This is a genomic window from Empedobacter sp. GD03865 (genome assembly GCF_029840775.1).
Lineage (GTDB): Bacteria > Bacteroidota > Bacteroidia > Flavobacteriales > Weeksellaceae > Empedobacter > Empedobacter falsenii_B.
In genome coordinates this window covers 1-20,687 of the sequence record NZ_JAOCDF010000008.1, presented here as the reverse complement: position 1 = coordinate 20,687, position 20,687 = coordinate 1, and the positions used below count along the sequence as shown (strand labels likewise).

21 protein-coding genes are annotated in these 20,687 nt (G+C 32.2%); 8 read left to right on the top strand and 13 right to left on the bottom strand.

The window, feature by feature from the left end; genetic code table 11:
* Window positions 1–15 precede the first annotated feature (15 nt).
* Genes murD through mraZ form a run of 7 tightly spaced genes read right to left on the bottom strand, consistent with a single transcriptional unit; the run spans window position 16 to window position 7,747 of the window.
* Window positions 16–1,350, bottom strand: a complete 1,335-nt coding sequence (gene murD / locus N5D46_RS04735; protein ID WP_280049299.1) for a UDP-N-acetylmuramoyl-L-alanine--D-glutamate ligase — start codon at window positions 1,348–1,350, stop codon at window positions 16–18.
* A 3-nt stretch (window positions 1,351–1,353) separates the two neighbouring features.
* Entirely contained in the window at window positions 1,354–2,595 is a 1,242-nt protein-coding gene (gene mraY, locus N5D46_RS04730) for a phospho-N-acetylmuramoyl-pentapeptide-transferase (protein ID WP_280049298.1), read from the bottom strand.
* 3 nt (window positions 2,596–2,598) lie between these two features.
* Entirely contained in the window at window positions 2,599–4,062 is a 1,464-nt protein-coding gene (locus tag N5D46_RS04725) for a UDP-N-acetylmuramoyl-L-alanyl-D-glutamate--2,6-diaminopimelate ligase (RefSeq protein ID WP_280049297.1), read from the bottom strand.
* The gene (locus N5D46_RS04720) at window positions 4,059–6,041 is read right to left on the bottom strand and encodes a penicillin-binding protein (protein WP_280049296.1); all 1,983 of its coding nucleotides are present in this window, start codon (window positions 6,039–6,041) and stop codon (window positions 4,059–4,061) included. The genes N5D46_RS04725 and N5D46_RS04720 overlap by 4 nt, the downstream gene beginning before the upstream one ends.
* Window positions 6,019–6,378, bottom strand: coding sequence for an FtsL-like putative cell division protein (locus N5D46_RS04715; protein ID WP_280049295.1), 360 nt, complete (start codon window positions 6,376–6,378; stop codon window positions 6,019–6,021). The genes N5D46_RS04720 and N5D46_RS04715 overlap by 23 nt, the downstream gene beginning before the upstream one ends.
* A 9-nt stretch (window positions 6,379–6,387) precedes the next feature.
* Window positions 6,388–7,293 carry a 16S rRNA (cytosine(1402)-N(4))-methyltransferase RsmH gene (gene rsmH, locus N5D46_RS04710; RefSeq protein ID WP_280045228.1) on the bottom strand — a complete coding sequence of 302 codons (906 nt, stop codon included), beginning with the start codon at window positions 7,291–7,293 and terminating at the stop codon, window positions 6,388–6,390.
* On the bottom strand, window positions 7,286–7,747 hold the full coding sequence (mraZ, locus tag N5D46_RS04705; protein ID WP_038332815.1) for a division/cell wall cluster transcriptional repressor MraZ: 462 nt from the start codon (window positions 7,745–7,747) through the stop codon (window positions 7,286–7,288). The genes rsmH and mraZ overlap by 8 nt, the downstream gene beginning before the upstream one ends.
* A 262-nt stretch (window positions 7,748–8,009) precedes the next feature.
* On the opposite strand from mraZ, the gene N5D46_RS04700 reads away from it, so the two are divergent.
* Entirely contained in the window at window positions 8,010–8,792 is a 783-nt protein-coding gene (locus N5D46_RS04700) for an alpha/beta hydrolase (protein ID WP_038332809.1), read from the top strand.
* Window positions 8,793–8,794: 2 nt separating this feature from the next.
* Window positions 8,795–9,427, top strand: coding sequence for a ribosome biogenesis GTP-binding protein YihA/YsxC (gene yihA / locus N5D46_RS04695; protein ID WP_084106860.1), 633 nt, complete (start codon window positions 8,795–8,797; stop codon window positions 9,425–9,427).
* Window positions 9,428–9,461: 34 nt separating this feature from the next.
* On the opposite strand, the gene N5D46_RS04690 is transcribed toward yihA, so the two are convergent.
* From N5D46_RS04690 to N5D46_RS04680, 3 genes are all read right to left on the bottom strand, one after another.
* Window positions 9,462–9,785, bottom strand: coding sequence for a hypothetical protein (locus N5D46_RS04690; protein ID WP_280049294.1), 324 nt, complete (start codon window positions 9,783–9,785; stop codon window positions 9,462–9,464).
* Between the two features lie 40 nt (window positions 9,786–9,825).
* The gene (locus tag N5D46_RS04685) at window positions 9,826–10,248 is read right to left on the bottom strand and encodes a type II 3-dehydroquinate dehydratase (protein WP_125349650.1); all 423 of its coding nucleotides are present in this window, start codon (window positions 10,246–10,248) and stop codon (window positions 9,826–9,828) included.
* Window positions 10,249–10,461: 213 nt separating this feature from the next.
* A complete protein-coding gene (locus N5D46_RS04680; RefSeq protein WP_280049318.1) occupies window positions 10,462–11,742 on the bottom strand; it encodes a replication-associated recombination protein A in 1,281 nt (426 codons plus the stop codon).
* Window positions 11,743–11,855: 113 nt separating this feature from the next.
* Between N5D46_RS04680 and N5D46_RS04675 the strand changes: the two genes are divergently transcribed.
* From N5D46_RS04675 to mscL, 5 genes are all read left to right on the top strand, one after another.
* On the top strand, window positions 11,856–12,260 hold the full coding sequence (locus N5D46_RS04675; RefSeq protein WP_115001760.1) for a hypothetical protein: 405 nt from the start codon (window positions 11,856–11,858) through the stop codon (window positions 12,258–12,260).
* A 58-nt stretch (window positions 12,261–12,318) separates the two neighbouring features.
* The gene (locus tag N5D46_RS04670; RefSeq protein ID WP_125349652.1) at window positions 12,319–12,825 is read left to right on the top strand and encodes a thioredoxin family protein; all 507 of its coding nucleotides are present in this window, start codon (window positions 12,319–12,321) and stop codon (window positions 12,823–12,825) included.
* A gap of 98 nt (window positions 12,826–12,923) precedes the next feature.
* Complete coding sequence (gene yidD, locus N5D46_RS04665; protein WP_125349653.1) at window positions 12,924–13,157, top strand: membrane protein insertion efficiency factor YidD; 234 nt, start codon at window positions 12,924–12,926, stop codon at window positions 13,155–13,157.
* Window positions 13,157–14,050 carry a prolipoprotein diacylglyceryl transferase gene (lgt, locus tag N5D46_RS04660; RefSeq protein ID WP_219034371.1) on the top strand — a complete coding sequence of 298 codons (894 nt, stop codon included), beginning with the start codon at window positions 13,157–13,159 and terminating at the stop codon, window positions 14,048–14,050. The genes yidD and lgt overlap by 1 nt, the downstream gene beginning before the upstream one ends.
* A gap of 34 nt (window positions 14,051–14,084) precedes the next feature.
* Window positions 14,085–14,468 carry a large conductance mechanosensitive channel protein MscL gene (gene mscL / locus N5D46_RS04655; protein ID WP_115001768.1) on the top strand — a complete coding sequence of 128 codons (384 nt, stop codon included), beginning with the start codon at window positions 14,085–14,087 and terminating at the stop codon, window positions 14,466–14,468.
* An 81-nt stretch (window positions 14,469–14,549) separates the two neighbouring features.
* Here mscL and N5D46_RS04650 read toward each other — a convergent pair whose 3' ends face one another.
* Window positions 14,550–17,084, bottom strand: coding sequence for an outer membrane beta-barrel family protein (locus N5D46_RS04650; RefSeq protein ID WP_280049293.1), 2,535 nt, complete (start codon window positions 17,082–17,084; stop codon window positions 14,550–14,552).
* Window positions 17,085–17,320: 236 nt separating this feature from the next.
* On the opposite strand from N5D46_RS04650, the gene N5D46_RS04645 reads away from it, so the two are divergent.
* The gene (locus tag N5D46_RS04645; RefSeq protein ID WP_038332782.1) at window positions 17,321–17,647 is read left to right on the top strand and encodes a hypothetical protein; all 327 of its coding nucleotides are present in this window, start codon (window positions 17,321–17,323) and stop codon (window positions 17,645–17,647) included.
* Between the two features lie 934 nt (window positions 17,648–18,581).
* Here the strand turns inward: N5D46_RS04645 and N5D46_RS04640 are convergent.
* Together N5D46_RS04640 and N5D46_RS04635 are read right to left on the bottom strand one after the other, a co-directional pair.
* On the bottom strand, window positions 18,582–19,679 hold the full coding sequence (locus tag N5D46_RS04640; protein ID WP_115002130.1) for a hypothetical protein: 1,098 nt from the start codon (window positions 19,677–19,679) through the stop codon (window positions 18,582–18,584).
* A 2-nt stretch (window positions 19,680–19,681) separates the two neighbouring features.
* Complete coding sequence (locus N5D46_RS04635; RefSeq protein WP_280049292.1) at window positions 19,682–20,464, bottom strand: sigma-70 family RNA polymerase sigma factor; 783 nt, start codon at window positions 20,462–20,464, stop codon at window positions 19,682–19,684.
* Between the last annotated feature and the right edge of the window lie 223 nt (window positions 20,465–20,687).

The following is a 20,687-nucleotide window of genomic DNA, read 5'->3' as shown; positions in this document are numbered from 1 at the left end:
TGGTTGGTTATGTTATTATAATTTGCGTACGTTTTCTTTAAATTGATCTCCACGATCTTCGTAACCTTTGAACAAATCGAAACTTGCACAAGCTGGTGACAGAAGAACCGTTTCTCCTTTTGTTGCTAATTTATATGATTGTTCTACACAATCTTTCATTGTATTTGTTTCAACAATTGTATCGATATATGGACTGAAAAAATCAACAATTTTTGCGTTATCAACACCTAAACAAACAATTGCTTTCACTTTCTTTTTCACGAAAGGTAAAACTTCGTTGTAATCGTTTCCTTTATCAGTTCCTCCAACAATCCAAACAACTGGTTTCGTCATACTTTCCAAAGCAAAATATGTTGCATTCACATTTGTTGCTTTAGAATCGTTGATAAAATCTATTCCTCCAATTGTCAAAACAGGCTCTAAACGATGTTCAACCGATTTAAAATCAGACAAACTCTTTTTTAGTTCCTCATTATTGATATCAATAATTTTTGCAGCTACAGCCGCAGCCAATGAATTAGAAACATTGTGTTTACCAATTAATCCTAAATCATTCACTAACATTGTAAAATCACCATTCGAATCGTTCACACGGAACAATTCATTGTTTGCGTATGCTTCATTTGTTGCATCCATCATTGTGAACGGTTTGCGATGAGCGCGAATATCAATCTGTTCAATCATCTCCATTGTTTTTGGATCATCCAAATTGTAGATAAAATAATCGTTTTCATCTTGGTTTTCAGTAATTCTGAATTTAGCCTTTGCATACAAATCAAACTGATAATTGTATTGGTCTAAATGATCTGGTGTAATGTTCAGTAAAATTGCAACATACGGTTTGAAATCTGTTTTGATATCATCTAACTGAAAACTACTTACTTCTAACACATAATAATCGAAGTTGTCTTCTGCTACAGATTTTGCAAAACTTTTTCCGATGTTACCACCTAATCCTACATTTAATCCAGCTTGCTTTAGGATATGGAACATCAAACTTGTCGTTGTTGTTTTTCCATTAGATCCTGTAATCGCAATAATTTTTGCATCTGTGTAACGAGACGCAAATTCAATTTCAGAAATAATTGAAATTCCTTTTTCTTCTAATTTCTGAATTAGCGCTGCTTTTTTTGGAATACCTGGACTTTTCATTACTTCATCGGCATTCAGAATTAATTCTTCTGTGTGCTGACCTTCTTCATAAGCAATTCCGTGCTCCTCCAAAAGTTGTTTATACTTGTCTTTTATTTGTCCCATGTCCGAAAGAAAAACATCAAAGTTTTCTTTCTTCGCAAGAATAGCTGTTCCTACGCCACTTTCTCCTCCTCCTAAAACGACTAATCTTTTCATTTTTTATCTAATCTTTAAGGTAATAATACTAATTACCGCTAAAATGATTCCGATGATAATTGCACGCACCACAATTTTACTTTCGTGATAACCTAACTTCTGAAAATGGTGATGTAGAGGAGACATCAAAAAGATTCTACGACCTTCACCAAATTTCTTTTTCGTGTACTTGAAATAAGACACTTGTAACATTACTGATAAACTTTCTGCGAAAAATATTCCGCACAAAATTGGTAGTAATAATTCTTTACGAACGATAATTGCTAAAACAGCAATAATTCCTCCGATTGTTAAACTTCCTGTATCACCCATAAATACTTGAGCTGGATAGGTATTATACCAAATAAATCCGATCAAACCTCCAAGGAAAGCTCCACAGAAAATCAAGACTTCTTCTGAACGCGGAATAAACATAATGTTCAGATAATCGGCAAACATTAAGTTTCCGGAAACGAAAACAAACATTGATATTGCTGCCATAATCACAGCCGAACTACCAGCTGCTAAACCATCGATTCCATCTGTTAAATTTGCTCCATTCGATACTGCTGTAATGATAAAAATTACCGCAAAAATAAAAATCGCTGCAACTGCCCATGTTGGTCGATCTTGCGCATCCATCCAAAACAAAATATCAGAATAATTGAATTCATTTCCTTTTACAAAAGGCATTGTCGTTTCTAATGTTTTTTCTTCTGGACCAAATTTTATTTGTCGGTTGTATTCTGTTTGTTCTATTCCTACAGCTGTTTTTACTCTATTTTCTTGATGTTTTACAGTAACTGTTGGACTGAAATAAAGCATTAATCCAACTACAACTCCAAGACCAACTTGTCCTAAAATTTTAAATTTACCTTGTAAACCTTCTTTGTTTTTTCTAAAAACTTTGATGTAATCGTCTAAAAAACCAATCACACCTAACCAAATTGTTGAAACCAACAAAATGATAATGTAAATATTATCTAATCTCGCAAAAAGTAAAGTAGGAATTAATGTTGCCAAAATGATAATTAAACCACCCATTGTTGGCGTTCCTGCTTTTTCGATTTGTCCTTTTAAACCTAAATCACGAACAATTTCGCCCATTTGTTCTTTACGTAAATAACTGATGATTCGTTTTCCGTAAAACAAACTGATGAACATTGCCAATAAAATTGCCATTCCCGCGCGGAAAGACGTGTATTGAAACATACGCGCTCCTGGAAAATGGATACCTTCTAAATAATCAAATAAATAGTATAACATTCTTTATTTGTTCAATATTTTACTCAATTCTGATGCAACTTCTACATCAGAAAAATGTGTTCTTACTCCGTTAATTTCTTGATACGTCTCGTGACCTTTTCCCGCAATCAAAATAATATCTTTTGGTTCGGCCATTTTAAGTGCTGTTTTTATAGCTTCTTTTCGATCTGTAATCTTCAAGGTGCGATTATAAAATTGCGCTTTTACACCAACTTCCATCTCACGAAGAATTTCTTCTGGATCTTCTGTTCTTGGATTATCTGATGTAAAAATGGCAAGATTAGATTTTTCGCTCGCGATATCCGCCATTTCAGGACGTTTTGTTTTATCACGATCTCCACCACAACCTACAACTGTTATTAGTTTTTCATTTTTGGTACGAATTCCTTCTATTGTATCCAAAACATTTTCTAATGCATCAGGCGTATGTGCATAATCTACGATTACGATAATTCCTGATTCTGTTTTGAATGTTTGAAAACGACCATCAACATTTCCAAGTGTGCTCAACGCTTTTAGAACTTCTAATTCATCTTGTCCTAAAATTGACGCTACACCAAAAACTAATAATAAATTATATGCATTGAATTGACCAATTAATGATGTCCAGAATTCTTTTCCATTGAATTCTAATTGCATTCCATCAAATTGGTGTTCAATAATTTTTCCTTTAAAATCTGCATCAGTTTTTAGCGCATACAATTTTTTCGTAGCAACTGTATTCTGAAGCATTACTTTTCCGTTTTTATCATCTGCATTCGAAATTGCCGTAGACGTTTTTGGCAAATCGTCGAAGAATTTCTTTTTTGCTGCAAGATAATTTGCAAACGTTTTGTGATAATCTAAATGATCGTGTGTGATATTCGTAAATCCAGCCACTTCAAAATGCAAACCAGCAATTCTATTTTGATGAATTCCGTGCGAAGAAACTTCCATAAAAGCAAATTCGCATCCTCTATCTACCGCTTCGCGAAACATTTTGTTCAATGTCAAAATATCTGGCGTTGTATGCGTAGACGGAATCACTTCACCATCAATCACAATTTTAATCGTCGAAATTAATGCACAAGCATAACCTAATTTTGTAAACAATTCGTACAACAAAGTTGTCGTTGTTGTTTTTCCATTCGTACCTGTAACTCCAACAAGTTTTAAATCTTTTGTTGGATTTCCATAAAAGTTAGAAGCTAAAATTCCTAATGCAATCGTTGAATTTTCAACTTTCACATACGTTATTCCATCAACTAAATTTTCTGGCAAAACTTCGCAAACAATTGCTTTAGCACCTAAACCAATCGCTTTTTCTATATACTGATGACCGTCAACTGTAACTCCATTTACAGCAACAAAAACATCATCGTTTGATACTTTTCTTGAATCAAATTGAATATTATTGACTTCAACTTTTGTTGAACCAATCGTTTCTGAGATGGAAACTTTATATAATAAATCAACTAAATTTCTCATCCTTCCAACATTAAATAAATTGTCTCACCCTTCTTAAATCTTGTTCCCGCAGGAATGGATTGATTTGTTACTTTTCCAAACCCTGAATATTGTACATCTAACCCTAAATTTTCTAATACCGGAATTGCTTTAGACCCTGTATGACCAGTCACATTTGGTACTATATTTTTAGAATTACTAACATTAATATCATCTCCTTTTTTAAACTCTTTCACCGCGTTCTTTTTTACTAAATCGCGTGGCAAAGGTATGGGAGTTTTTGAATATACCCAATCGGCAATTTTCTTAAAAACCGGAGCAGTTACACTACCTCCATAAAACCCTTTGGCTGTATTTGGTTTGTGCACAACTACGATACAAGAATACTTTGGTTTTTCTGCTGGAAAATATCCTGCAAATGAAGCACGATATTGCATTCCTTTACCATCTCGCTTCCAATAATCAACACGAGCAGTACCAGTTTTACCAGCAATATCGTAATTACTATTACTAATAATACGTCCCGTTCCTTGTTCTACTGCACCACGAAGCATTTCTTGCATCTGTTTTACATTTTCCAAAGAAGTTAGTTGATCTACTAAAACAACAGGTTCGAAAATTTTATCAGGTTCACCTTTACGTGTGATTTTATCCATAAATAATGGTTTCAACATTTTACCATTATTTGCCACTGCGTTATAAAAAGTCACAATTTGAATTGGAGTTAACTGTAAACCATAGCCATAACCCATTACAGGCAATGTAATATTACTCCAAGATTTACTATCTGGACGGTGCATAATTGGACTTCCTTCTCCAAGAATATCTACTCCAAGAGGCGAAGTCATATGCCATTTATCCATTTTTTTGAAGAAAGCTTTTGGATTTTCTCCGTAATATTTATTAATAATTTTTGCTGTACCAATGTTAGACGATTTTTTCATCACACCATCTACAGTCAAAGTTCCGTATCCGTGTGTATCTGTAATCGTACGACCATAGAATTTATAACTTCCACCTCCCGTCTCTACTGTCGAATTTTTATTGATAAAACCATCATCCATTGCAGCTAGCAACGAAACTGTTTTGAAAGTAGATCCTGGCTCCGCAGCTTCACCAACCGCATAGTTATAATCGTCGATATATGTTCCGTCTTTTTTGCGAGATAAATTCACAATTGCACGAACTTTTCCTGTCTGAACTTCCATTACAACGACACTTCCGTGTTGCGCCTCAAATTCAGAAAGTTGTTTGTACAAAGCATCATAAGCAACCATTTGTAAATCGGCATCTATTGTTGTGTAAACAGATGAACCTGCTTGAGGCTCTTGCTCCCAACTTTTCATTGGTTTCCATTTACCGCGTCCCATAAATTGTTCCCAACGACGTCCTTCAATACCGCTTAATAAATCAGAATAAGCTCCTTCTAATCCAACTTTTCCGCGTTGATCATCGTAACCAATTGTACGAACACCAATATCTTGAACAATTAACTCTCGTTTTGACTCAGTTTCATGAATAAATCCACCTTTGTTTTGACCTTTGTTGAAGATTGGAAATTTTTTGATGCGTTGATATTGCTCATAATCCAAATCTTTCACCAACATCATGTAACGATTTTTCTTTTTACGTTCTGTAGAAAATTTGTCGTAAAAATAAGAGGGAGATTTTGTAAACATCTTACCTAAAGAATCGGCAAGATTGTGCATTTCTGTTTTGAATAATTCATCTTTGATCACCGTCAAATCCACATAAACATTGTGTTTTGTAACAGTTGTAGCCATTAATGCACCATTAGAAGCATATAAATTACCACGCTCCGCCGTAACGGTATCTAATCTAAAATTATTCTTTTCAGCAAAACGCTCTAATTCAACCCCTTCTACAATATTAATTCGAAACATAAAAACAACAATAAAGATGGCCCAAATCGCAAGTGCGCCGGCAAATACCCATCCTTTGATGACAATATTGTTTTTATTTTTCGCTGACTTCGTCATAAACTTTGTCTACTATATAATAAGGTTGTTTATCTGGAATTTTCAAACCATACACTGCTGTACGCTCCAAAATTTCCGTTTCTAATTGCATACGCATCAAATCGCGATGCTTATCTGTATATTGAGATTTTAAATCTTCTACTTTATCTTGCAACTCAGTGATGCGAACCACTTTTCGATCAACTAAATGCGAACTCGAAATACTCAAAAAAGCCAAACCTACCAGATACAACATAAACTTCCAGTTTTGTTCTGAGCCAGTTTTGATTAAAAACTCACCTCTCAACAAACCTATAAAAGTTTTTTTCTCTGGTAATATTTTTTTCTTTTTTGCCATTCCTATTTCTTAATCCTCATTACGAACCGCAATACGCATTTTCGCACTACGCGCTCTTGGATTTTCATTAATTTCTTCTTGCGTTGGCACAATCACCTTTGATTGTAAAGGTTTGAAAGGCGCCGACCAATTTCCAAAAACATCACGCTCTGGTTCACCTTCAAACATTCCGTTTTTCATGTAGCGTTTTGTTAAGCGATCTTCTAACGAATGATACGAAATAATCACCAAGCGACCACCTGGTTTTATCACTTCTCCACATTGCGTCAACATCTCTTTCAATGCAGCCATTTCATCATTTGCTTCGATACGTAAAGCCTGAAACATTTGAGCGAAAAATTTATTTTCTTTCATTTTTGGAATGAATGAAAAAATCTGCTTCAATTCATCAATTGTATTGATTTGTTTATCCGCTCTTGCTTTCACAACTTCTCTTGCCAAACGATACGAACCTTGCAATTCTCCAAAATCATAAAAAACACGCGCAAGATCTTCTTCTTCGTATTCGTTAATAATTGTTTTGGCAGATAATTTTGCATTCTGATTCATTCGCATATCCAATTCTCCATCAAAACGAGTTGAAAAACCACGTTCTGGTGTATCAAACTGATGAGAAGAAACTCCCAAATCACCCAAAACACCATCAACTTGTTTTATTCCACGAAATCTTAAATTATTTTTCAAGAATCTAAAATTTTGTTCAACTAACTCAAATCGATCATCATCAATTTTATTGCGAACCGCATCCACATCTTGATCAAATGAAAATAATTTTCCATTTTGATCCAAACGACTTAATATTTCACGTGAGTGTCCTCCACCCCCGAACGTACAATCTACATATATACCTGATTCGTTAATAATTAACGCATCAACACTATCTTTTAATAATACCGGATTATGATATTCACTCATCTTCTCCTAAATTTCCCATTACATCTTCTGCCAAAGAAGCAAAATCTAAATCGTCTACATTAATCGACTCTTCATATTTGTCTTTATCCCAAATCTCGATCATGTTTACAGAAGAATTCAGAACAACTTCTTTATTAATTTCTGCAAATTTCACTAAATCTTTTGAAATCTGTAGCCTTCCATTTGCATCAACTTCGACAATTTTTAATCCAGCCGTAAAAATTCTAATAAAATCATTGTTTTTCTTCACAAATCGATTCAATTTATTCAAATCATTCATCACTTTTTCCCATTCTTTCATTGGATGCAGCTCTAAACAATTTTGAAACACAGATCTTTTCAACACAAAGCCATCTTCCAAACATTCAGCAAGTTGTTTCTTCAAACCCGCTGGTATTGGGAGCCTACCCTTTGTATCTACCTTACACTCATATGTTCCAATTAATGAATTCATGATAGAATTTTTCCAAAAATAAATAAAATATTACCACAAATTACCATTTTTTACCACTTTTATTGAAATAGTTATCAACAATTTAAAATTTAGTATCAGATAGTTATGTTTTTTCTAACGCTAACCCCATGTATAAAATGAGAAATAATGTTTATATAGACCTTGTTTTGATAAGTGATTAATATGGATTGTTAAAGTTTTTCATATAAACCACGAAATAAAAAATATAATTAATTAAATTTGTCGACTTAATATCGAGTAAATGTTTTTTAGCTTAAAGAAAAAAGATAAGTTCTCTTACATAGAAGAAGGAGAAGGACAACCAATTGTTTTGCTTCATGGATTAATGGGTGAACTTAGCAATTTCAGCTCACTTACAAATTATTATGCACAAAGAGGATATAAGGTTTTCGCACCAGAATTGCCATTATATTCTTTATCTGTCATCAATACTAATATCAAAAATATTGCAAAACATGTTGCAAATTTTATTGAAGAAGTCGTTAAAGAACCAGCTATTTTAGTTGGAAATTCTTTAGGAGGACATATTGGTTTGATGGTTTGTCACAGACATCCAGAATATGTAAAAGCACTTTGTTTAACAGGAAGTTCTGGTTTGTACGAAAAATCTTTTGGAGAAACTTATCCAAAACGTGGTAATTACGAATATGTAGAACGTAAAACGCGCGAAGTTTTTTACGATCCTGCTATCGCTACAAAAGAAATTGTAGATGATGTTTTTGACACTGTAAATGACAGAAATAAAGCTATCAAAACTTTATATATCGCAAGAGATGCGATCAAATCTAACATGAAAGATGATTTGAAAGACATCAAAATGCCTGTTTGTTTGATTTGGGGAAAACAAGATAATGTAACTCCACCAGAAGTTGCAATAGAATTTGAAGAAGAATTACCAGACGCTTCTTTATTTTGGATTGATAAATGTGGGCATGCTCCAATGATGGAACACCCTGAATTATTCAACGAAATTTTATACAAATGGCTAATCGAAAAACAATTAGATCCAGCCACTAAAGCATAATTATGATTAAAAAAGCTGAATTCGTAAAAAGTTCGCAAAAATATACAGATTGTCCAGATCCTTTCAAACCAGAATACGCATTTATTGGGCGTTCTAATGTTGGAAAATCGTCATTAATCAATATGTTAGCAGATAAAAAAGCATTAGCTAAAACTTCTGCAACTCCAGGTAAAACTCAATTGATTAATACATTCGAAATGGATGACACTTGGTATTTAGCCGATTTACCAGGTTATGGTTTTGCTAAAGCACCAAAAGGTGTTCGTGGTGGTTTCAATAAAATGATTTATGATTACATTGAGTTTCGTAAAAACTTAGTAAATGTTTTTTTATTGATTGATTCTCGACACACGCCTCAAAAAATAGATTTACAGTTTATGGAATGGTTAGGAAACAAACAAATTCCGTTTGCGATTGTGTTTACAAAATTAGATAAACTAACGAGTACACAAATGCAAAAAAACTTGAATCACTACAAAAACGAGTTATTAAAAACGTGGGAAGAATTACCAAAAATATTTACAAGTTCGGCTTCGAGTAAAATTGGTAAATTAGAAATCTTAGGCTACATTGATAGCTTGAATGAACATCTTGTAGACGAGTTCAAGAAAGAACAATACAAAAAAGAATATTAAAAAAGTCGGAACATAGTTCCGACTTTTTTGTTTATTACTCTCCTAACTCAGCAGATTTTGTTTTCAAATCATTCATACAAGGTTCAATCACTTTCATTAATCGTTCTTGTAATTCTGGCGATGGATTTTTCATTTGCATCATTTCTGCGTATGTAAACTCATCCAACATTTTATCTGTCGAACAATCACAATATTTTGTAATTAATTCTTTTTTTGCCGCAGATATCCCTGGTGTTATTGCCGCTTGTTCACAAGCCGTCATCGCTTGCGCTTTTTCCTCTGCATTATTCTTATCGCCTTTAGCATTACAGCTAAAAATTGTTAATCCAAAGATTAATCCTAAAATAATTTTCTTCATAGGTAATAGATTTTAATCTTGTTAAGATAATGATTATTAATTATTTCACAAAATCATTCACAGCTTCAACATAACCTGGCAAACCTTTTCCTGAAATAATTTTTAGACAACTTTCGCCCGTTACACTATTTTTTCTGAAATCTTCGCGCGCATAAATATCCGAAATATGAACTTCTATCACTTTCGTCGTAATCGCTTTTATCGCATCTGCAATCGCATACGAATAATGCGTATACGCACCAGCATTCAAGATAATTCCGTCATATTTAAAACCTATTTCGTGCAATTTATCAATAATATCTCCTTCGTGATTTGATTGAAAATAATGCAACGAAACTTCTGGAAATTGCTTTCTCAATTCATGTTCAAAAAAATCTTCGAAAGTTTGTGTTCCATAAATTTCTGGTTCGCGAACGCCAAGTAAATTTAAATTAGGTCCGTTTATAATTTGTATTTGTTTCATTTTCTTTATTTTATAAATATAAATCTCTTTTTTAGATCGAAAAAGTTTAATTTTTTCTTTTTTTTAATCAATTTTTTACTTTTTATTAAGTTTTGGCACAAACCTTGTATATATACAATTACCAACCTATTATCATATAAACCAATCTAAACCAAAAAAATCAACCAAACCTTAAAATCTCAGTTAACAAATGATTAACTGGGATTTTTAATTTTAGTATCCATACTTTCCTTTCCACTTTTGATTGAGCGATTGTTTGTCCACTTGTTCTCGCTTATTATTTCCTGGCTCATAAAAAGTCGTCCCCGAAATTTCATTTGGTAAAAATTCTTGCTCAGCAAAATTTCCTGGAAAATCGTGCGAATATTTATATTCTTTTCCATAATCCAAATCTTTCATCAACTTAGTTGGTGCGTTTCGTAAATGCAACGGAACAGGTAAATCGCCCGTTTGTTTAACGATTTGTTGCGCTTTACCAATCGCTAAATAGGTTGCATTACTTTTTGGAGAATTCGCCAAATAAACCGCACATTGACTCAATAAAATACGAGATTCTGGATAACCAATCACCGAAACAGCCTGAAAAGTATTATTCGCCAAAATCATTGCAGTTGGATTTGCATTTCCCACATCTTCGGAAGCTGAAATCAACATTCTTCTCGCAATAAATTTCAAATCTTCACCACCTTCAATCATTCGAGCCAACCAATAAACCGCTCCATTCGGATCTGAACCACGAATCGATTTAATAAATGCCGAAATAATATCATAATGCTGTTCACCCGTTTTATCATAACGCGCTAAATTTTGCTGAATACGTTCATGAACAATTTCATCATTGATGATGATTTTATCTGTTGGAGAAAAACTATTAATTACCAACTCCAAACCATTCAACAGCTTTCTTGCATCACCGCCCGAATATCTTAATAATGCATTTGTTTCAACTAATTCAATATTTAATTTAGATAAAACTGTATCTTTTTTTATAGCTCGTTCGATTAAATCAACTAAATCTTCTTTTTCGAGATGTTTCAACACATAAACTTGTGCACGCGAAAGCAAAGCTGGTACAACTTCGAAACTTGGATTTTCGGTTGTTGCTCCAATCAACGTCACCAAACCAGTTTCTACCGCTCCCAACAAACTGTCTTGCTGCGATTTATTGAAACGATGAATTTCATCTATAAATAAAATTGGATTTTTCGTTCCCGAAAACAAATTTTGATTCTTTGCTTTTTCAATTACTTCACGCACTTCTTTCACACCAGAATTTATGGCGCTCAACGTATAAAATGGTCGATCAGTTAATTCGGAAATCAATTGAGCTAGTGTCGTTTTTCCTGTCCCTGGCGGTCCCCAAAAAATCATCGAAGCAATCATATCATGTTGCAACATCATTTTTATTGGTCCGTTTTCGCCCACCAAATGCTTTTGATTAATGTATTCTTCAAGCGTTTTTGGACGCATTCTTTCAGCTAAAGGCGCATTCATAAAATCTTGTTTAGATTTCAAAGTTAGGGAATGTTTTGTCAAAATGAATGATTTTTTGGGCGACATATTTTGGCATTTAGATTTATTTTCTTTGTGTTAGAATAAAAATTAAAATGATGAAGAAAGCGTTAGAATGTGCTTTAATTTTAACAAGAAAGCACCAACTTTTGGGTGATAAAATTGCTTTATCAACTGATTATTTGAAAAAGATTGAACTAAAAGATAAACAATCAGAAATCAATAAACAAATGATTGAGTTTTTGGTCGAATTGCAAGAATTTGTCGAATTTATCAGAGTTAATCAAGAACTTAGATTGATGTATGTTGAATTGGTAAATTATTATTTCACGCAAATTCATCATCAAATTAATTTTTATGAAATTGAATTGGATCGTTTAGAATTTGAATCAAAATTCTCTATCAATATGATTAATCAATTTAATCAAAACGAAAAAAATAATGAAATAAATTCGGTTCAAGAAAAACTAAATTTATATTACACGATTATTAATTCGTAGAAAAACGTTTTCGGCATAATTTTTTATTGTAAATTCGACTTAATATTTAGAATTTGAAATGAAAAAATTAACTATGTTTTTTAGCTTAATGATTTTATCGTTAAGTTTTGCATTTGGTCAACAAACTGAAAAACCAAAAATTTATAGTGAAGAAGCAAATCCGAAAGTAGATATCGCGAATGCGGTACAAAAAGCTTCTGCTGAAAAGAAACACGTTTTATTGCAAATTGGTGGTAATTGGTGCGCTTGGTGTGTGATGTTTGATAAATTGACAAAAGAAAATCAAGAAGTAAAAGATTATATTGCGAATAATTATGAAGTGGTTCATGTAAATTATTCTCCAAAAAATAAAAACGAAGAAACGTTAGCTGCATTGAAACACCCAGAGCGTTTTGGATTTCCTGTTTTTGTAATTTTAGATGAGAAAGGAAATTTAATTCACACACAAAACTCAGCTTATCTTGAAAGCAAAGAAGTGAAAGGACATGATCCGAAAGTTGTGTTAGAGTTTTTACAAAACTGGTCTTACAAAGCATTAGATCCAGCGAGTTATACTAAAAAATAATATGCGTTAAGCACGTATCGTATAGAGAATCAATCTGCAAAAGCATAAACTTTTTAGATTGATTCTTTTTTATTTCGGTTATTGATTAACTTTGTGAGATGAACAAAATTTTGGTTACACCATTTATTCTGTTGGTAAGATTTTATCAATTAGCGATTTCTCCTTGGATGGGAAGCAATTGTAGATATCAACCAACTTGCTCTTCTTATATGATAGAGGCGCTAAAAGAACATGGTTTGCTAAAAGGTTTGTGGCTCGGAACAAAAAGAATTGGTCGCTGTCATCCTTGGGGAGGACATGGATACGACCCTGTACCTAAAAAGAAAAATTAATGATTAACTTAATTTCGTTTATCGATTGGAATCCAAAACCTTATTTATTTGAAATAGCAGGATTCAAAGTACATATTTACAGTTTATGTTGGATAGTCGCCTTTGTCGTAGGCTGGTATTTGATGTCGAACATTTTCAAGAAAGAAAATCAGAAAAAAGAATTACTTGACCCTTTATTCCTTTACACATTTATTGGAGCAATTGTAGGTGCAAGACTCGGAGAATATATTTTTTATGATCCTGCTGCGTTTATTGAACGACCAATCGAAGTTTTCTTACCTGTACAACACTCACCAGGACAAAGTGCTTTCTTTGGATTATTACAAGATTACGAATTTGTAGGATTTAGTGGACTTGCAAGTCACGGAGCTGCATTAGGTGTAATTTTAACTTCCTATTTATTTAGTAGAAAATATTTGCATCGTAATGTATTGTGGTTGTTAGACCGTATTGCTGTTGTTGTTCCTTTTGGTGGAGCTGCGGTTCGAATTGGAAATTTTTACAACTCAGAAATTGTAGGAAAAGCATCAGAATTACCTTGGGCAGTAAAATTTCATCAACAAAGTTTGGGATATGGAGAAGTAATTCCTCGTCATCCAGCTCAAATTTATGAAGCGATTGGATATGTTATCTTAGGAATTATTATGCTTTATATGTACAACAAAACAGATAAGACAAAATATTTGGGAGCTTTGTTAGGCATATTCTTATTTTTATTATTTTTAATACGATTTGTTGTTGAGTTCTATAAAGAAAATCAAGGAGAAGAAGCAGTTGCTCAAATGTTGAATATAGGATTAAACAATGGTCAAATCTTAAGTATTCCTTTTATGTTAATCGGTTTATACTTATTTATCTCTTCTAAAAATAGATTAGATATCAATCAACCTTAGAATTATTATAAACTTAGAAATAAATTTTAAACTTATGGGATTTTTTAAAGAATTTAAAGAGTTTGCAGTAAAAGGTAACGTAGTAGATTTAGCTGTCGGTGTAGTTATCGGTGGTGCCTTTGGTAAAATTGTTACTTCTTTAGTTGAAGATATCATTACGCCAGCCATTTTAAATCCAGCCTTAAAAGCTATTAACGCTGAAAATTTAGCTGCATTAGTAATACCAGGGACTGCAATTAAATATGGTAGCTTTTTAGCTGCTGCTATTTCTTTTATAGTTGTTGCATTTGCTTTATTCGTAATGATTAAAGGAATTAACAAATTGAAAAAAGAAGCTCCTGCTGAAGAACCAGCTCCAGCTGGTCCAACACAAGAAGAATTATTGGCTGAAATTCGTGATTTGTTAAAAAACAAATAATCATTTTTCGAACAATTAATAAAACAAAAAAGGTTCGCAAATTGCGAACCTTTTTTTATCGATTATTTTCAAACTAATTCATTAAGAAGGCGTTTGAGTTTGCATTTGCATTTCTTCTCCACCTCCCATTTCTTCACCGTCAGGGCGTTGTTGTTTATTCTTTTCTCTTTCGTTTGTTTTCTTAAAACGATATGTAAATGATAAATTTAATGAACGTTTCATCCAACGCATACTTTCATAATTTGTGTAATCTGCTCCATAAGTCGTAGATTCTCTTTTTCTTGAGTTGAACACGTCACGAATATTTAAAGATAATGTAGCTTGTTTCTTGAACAAATCTTTTGATAAAGAAAAATCCATTGACAAATTATCTTCAATTTTTTGTTGAGCCGTTTTCATGCTTCCCATGTAATTTCCAGCAACCTGAATTTTGAAATCTGCAGGTAATATAAAGTTAGAAGACAAACGTCCACGAGAACTAAATCCGTCTCCAGAGAAATCTTGCGTATCTACTTTTGTACTTTCTACTCCTGTTACAGGATCTTTTACAACGTTTGTTTCTTCGTAGAAACCTGTTCTATTGTATCCAAATAAATTTACATTGAACATCAAACTCCACCATTTAGCTGGTTTGTAAGTCGCTGTTAAATCTAAACCATAACGATCTTCATCACCAATGTTGATTGGTTTTGTAATAAATACTTCATCTCCGTTATCGTTATAATTTTTACGTTGAAACTGATTAATCATATCAGTTGTTCTTTGGTAAAATAAACTTGGCGTTACCATCAACTTTCCTACAGTTGTGATATAAGCTAACTCGTATGAATTTGTATAAGTAGGATTAAGATCTGGATTACCATTTCTTACATTTCTATCATCTGTTGCAGAAAAGAAAGGCATTAACATGAATCCCATTGGACGACGAACACGACGAGAATAACTTAATTGTAATTCGTTTTTCTCAGTAAACTTATAATTCAACGTTAATGTTGGGAATAAATCTGTATATTTTTTTGAAATATTTTCTCCGCTTGTGTAGTTTTTGATTTTCATATCAGAACTCTCTAAACGTAAACCTGCGAAGTATTGAAATTTTTCTCCAATTGCGTTTCCATATTGTGTATAAGCTGCAAATACATTTTGTTGATTATCTACATTTGCAAAGAATCTACTATCTTCTTCATAATCTCCAGCGTCAGTTAAAAAGAATGTTCTGTTATTAGTTTTCGTATCACTAAAATCAGCACGAGCACCCAATTCAAATTTTCCTTTTTCTCCAATTGGACGAACGTAATCTGCCGTTAAAACAATATTTTTCTGATCTTCTAAATTATCAGTAATACGATTTGTAATTTTATCTTTATAAATTCCAGTTGTTTTATCAAGTTCTTTTGTCAATCCATCAACAAGACCATCTTCGTCTTCTTTTTGAGATGAAAAACGACCTGTAAAAACAAATTCATGACCTTTTTTATCAAACTCGTGTTTATAATTAAAATCTAAATCAAAGTTATTTTCAATTTCTTTCTCATTCTGAAGATTATATTCATTCTTCAAGAAAGTCATTGCATTATCAAAATAATTATAATCAACTAAAGCATTGTTATTTCCATTATTGTAACGATAACCTGCAGATAAACCTATTGTATTTTTATCATCTAAATAATATTCTCCACCCAAACGAATGTTGTAATTTCTACGAATTCTATTATTATCTCGGTTTGTAGATCTATATTGTTTTACAACATCTGTTCCTTCATTATAACTTGTCATAAAAGCAGAACCTTCACCTTCTCTATCCATATAACGAGAACCTAAAGTTGTAAAAATGTTATATTTTTTTGTTTTATAATTCAAGTTTACATTTCCTCCAACCATTTTAGGAATTCCTCCATTCAAGGTTACAGAACCATTAAAACCTGTATTAGAACCTTTTTTCAATACAATATTGATGATCCCCGCAGAACCTGAAGCTTCGTAACGAGCAGAAGGGTTTGTTACCAATTCAATACGTTCTACATTTTCGGCTGGAATATTTTTTAAAGCTTCCGCTACATCAGAAACACCCAACATTCCCGAAGGTTTTCCATCAATCAAGAATTTTACATTATCATTTCCTCTCAACGAAACATTTCCTTCTGCATCAACAGAAACCGATGGTACATTTGCTAAAGCATCAGACAATGTTTGACCTTGCGACATTGGATCATTCGCCATATCATACACTTTTTTGTCCAATTCTACTTTATAAATTGGCTTTTCCGCTGTTACAACTGCTGCTCCTAACGAAACTGTTTGCGTCGTTTTTACAGTAAAAGTACCTAGATCTAATGCAGATTCTAAATTAATCTGTTTTTCTATTACATCGTATCCCAATGGCTCAATCACAAGAACATATTGCCCAGCCTTTGCTTCTACTGTAAATTCTCCTTTTGCATCCGTTGCCGCTTCTGCCACAACTCCATCTTCCGAGCTTTCAAGCGATATTGTAGTGTATTCTACAGGTTTGTTTTCACTTGATAAGACTTTCCCTTTAATTTTTAAAAGCTCTTGCGCATTCAATCCTGCACAAACACAAATAAAAATCAAAGCAAATAAACTTCTTAACCTCATTTGTTTAATTTTTCGTTTTGTAGTTTTATAATTTTACAACTTGTTTGACAATCCTTTTTGGAAAAGGTTTAATCGATTTCAAAAATAATTTAAAAAATATTGGTCGATTATTCATCACAAATGTTACATCTTTTAAAAGATTTCATCATAACCGAAAAATTTTAACATTTATCGTTTTAAACCTTTTTAATTTTTTGAAGTCTTAAGAATAAATAAAACAAAAAAAGTTGATAATTATGAGAACAGCATTTTATAAATATGTAGGATTAGGATTAATTGCTTTCACTTTAACAACTGCTTCAGCGCAAGACAGAAATGAAGGATCGAGAGAGCAGAAATTACAACAATTAAAAAAAGATTTGAACTTGACAGATGCTCAAGTCATCAAAATCAAACAAATTGAGGACAGCTACAAAGACGAAAAAATTGAATTGAAAAAGAAAATGAAAGAAGTTCGTCAAAAAGAATTTAATGAAATCAATGCTGTTTTTACGCCAGAACAAAAAGCAACATTGAAGGAATTGCACGCCAAAAAACATCAAAATAAAAAAGGAGCTAATTAATAGCTCCTTTTTTATTTAATACAATTATTACAACTTAATACGTTTATCTTTTTTACAAAGCAACTAGGCAATCGTCACAACACCTGAGTTACAAAAACCTTTTACATACATTCTACTGCCACTATGTTGCCTTCATCTTGCCTTGATGTTGGGAGTATCCTGCTACTGTCCCGTCCTAATGACCCGTCCTAAAATAACTATACATGTTTTTAAATAAATCCTGTTATAGTTATACACCAATTGATCTTAATCCTAAATTTACTATACAAGGGAGTTTTGATTATTAAAACTTCTATTATAATTTTTCCATCTTTTCTTTTTAATCGTCTTTGTTCAAATTGAATTTCAATTGTTTTATATATTCATAAGGACGTAACGAAGTCACTTGAAAAAAAAACATCAGAAAAGTGACGTACAGAGGAAAAGCCTCCTAACTCAGCTAAGTCTTTTACAGAATATTTATGGTATGTACTATTTATTTGGTTGATAAATGAAGTAGAGGAGATGCTTGCTTCTCAAATCTACAAAAATCAAATCAATGTTTCTTGTTTTTAATGTATGCTATAATAAGTTATAATGTTTTTTTAATTAATGATTCCCGCTTCGCGGTAATTTTCGCGAGTCCTTAACCACAAAGTATCCGCTGTTGCTTTGCTTAAATCAGCAAACCATCACCGTTTAATCATTTGTTGTAGTAAAAATCAAAACATTTGTATAAAATATTTTAACCATGACTTTTTGTATAAAAAACAACTAAACTAGCATCACAACACCTGAACTACAAAAATCTTTTATATACATTCTACTGCCACTATGTTGCCTTTATCTATTCAAGTATACACTCAAACACTCTTAGTATATGTTGTTTACATTTAGTGAGTGTTCGTAATCAACCTCACCTTATGGGTGTACAATCACCCTCAAAAATTATAATTTATGCTATAATAAGCTCAATTCCTGCTTTCTCTGCTTTGTATTTTATTTTAGTCATCAGTTCATAATAACTCCAATTCCTCAGTACAAATTCTTCTTCTTTAGCTAGCTCGATTTTTTCTTCTTGATCCAATAAAATAAGTGTTCCTGCTTTATATTTGATACAAAAATCAATTAACATTTTACTATAGACATGTAGTCTATGATGCACATAATTTTTTTCTACTTGACTCATTTTATCTAGGGCTTTTAGTTTTCTCGTTCTTCCTTTTCCCGATTTCGCATAGGCTACTCCTGCTTGCGTTCGTTGACGGGATGCTTGTATCGCTAACCTTCGGTAAAGAAACTCTTCTTTAGTACCAATAGTAAGCCGAGATTTACCTACTTTTACAACCAATGGATATTCCAACGACAAGGAAGCTTCTGCAATAATTTCGGATTGTAATTGATGGTTTTCTTTTTCAACTTCAACGGCTACTAACCAAAATATTTTACTTTTTTCTAACTTTATTTGTGAAGTGCAAAGTTTTATTTCTCCACTTATCACTTGTTCCAGTAGTTTTTTATTACCTGTAAAATCTTTTCCTAAATAAGTTTTGAATGGTATTTTAAATAAGATAAAACAAAAATTTTTCTTCTCTTCATTATAACATAATTTAGTTATTTTACTGCTATTAAAAGGAAATGCCATAGCTCGTTTAAAATTTTTTAATGAGATTTCACCTTTCCAATATTTGACACAATCTTTTTTAAAAGATTGATACAACATATTATTCAAACAAGATAAAATATTCATTGGAACTTCTCCTTTAAAACGATTTGAAAGTACACGATAAATGGTATTCATTCTAGAGCACTCTAGTATACCCTCTGCATCTTTCTTCTCGTCCATTAATTTATATTTAACTCCTTCAGAGAGGTAAAAAAAATCTTTCATCATTTCTTGTACATACAAATGAGAAACAATCAAATTAGCGGCTTTAAAACATCTATTTTGCCATTTATAAAGCGTATCCAAAACTTCTTTACGTTCTTCTTGAGTTGGTAAATCGATAATTAATTGTATTTTTCGAGTGAGTATTAAAGTAGATTTTTCCATCATCAATAGTTTAGTGATTGAACTTTGTTTTGTTGAGTGAATTTATAGGCGACTATAAATTCGTTGTGTACTTCTTTTTGAGACAGTTCTAATTCTTCAGCGATATTGGCAAAAGATTGTTTATGCTTACATCGAAGTTTTAATATCAACGATTGTGTTTCGGTCATTTGATTTTGTTCCTTTTCCTTAGAAACTATTTTCTTTTTAGACACTAATACATCATGACTATTTATAAGGTTCTTAACATCCTCTATTGCACTTTTAATCTCCTTGCTCGTTTCTGAAACTCTTTTTCCCATTGCATTGGCAATCGATTTGTATCTGAATCCATATTTCAAACAGAGTTCAATCAAATGTTTTCTTTCAGCACTTAATAAGGGTAATATTTTTCTAATTTCTTCATAATGTTGGTCATGTATTATTTTATCCTTTATGTTTTCTGCAACCTCTAACGGATCGTATCCAGTCAAATAACTATCATAATTCTCGTAACTATCTAATGAATGCACCGACCTAAAAAATTTATTTTTAGATCTTCTATAATGCGAATAACAACTTTGTTTCAAAACAAGTCGCGTGAAATAAAAGATATGTTCAGGTCTTTCTATGTTATCTCGATATTCCCATAATTTCAGAAACGCATCTTGTACCAAACATTCTACAACAAATTCATCATAAACTATTTGTTTACCAATCCAAAAAAGTAATCTTTTATGTCGTGAATAGATTTGCTCCAAAGCTTTGGGATCGCCTTTTTTAAATAATTCATATTCTTTTTCTAGCATAATAAAGGTGGTTTTAATTATGTTTTACATGATGCGTATTACGTTCTACGTTTTTACATAGTTTTTTAATTCAACATTAGTTTTAAAAGTCACTCCTTACCCTGTACATCGCGCCAACTTTGTTTTAGGGAAAGGGAGTTTTATTTTCACGGTTTATGTTCTACGCTAACGCTTTTCGTTTTTTCTTATTAATAATCAAATTCACTTTTAACAACGGATTTTG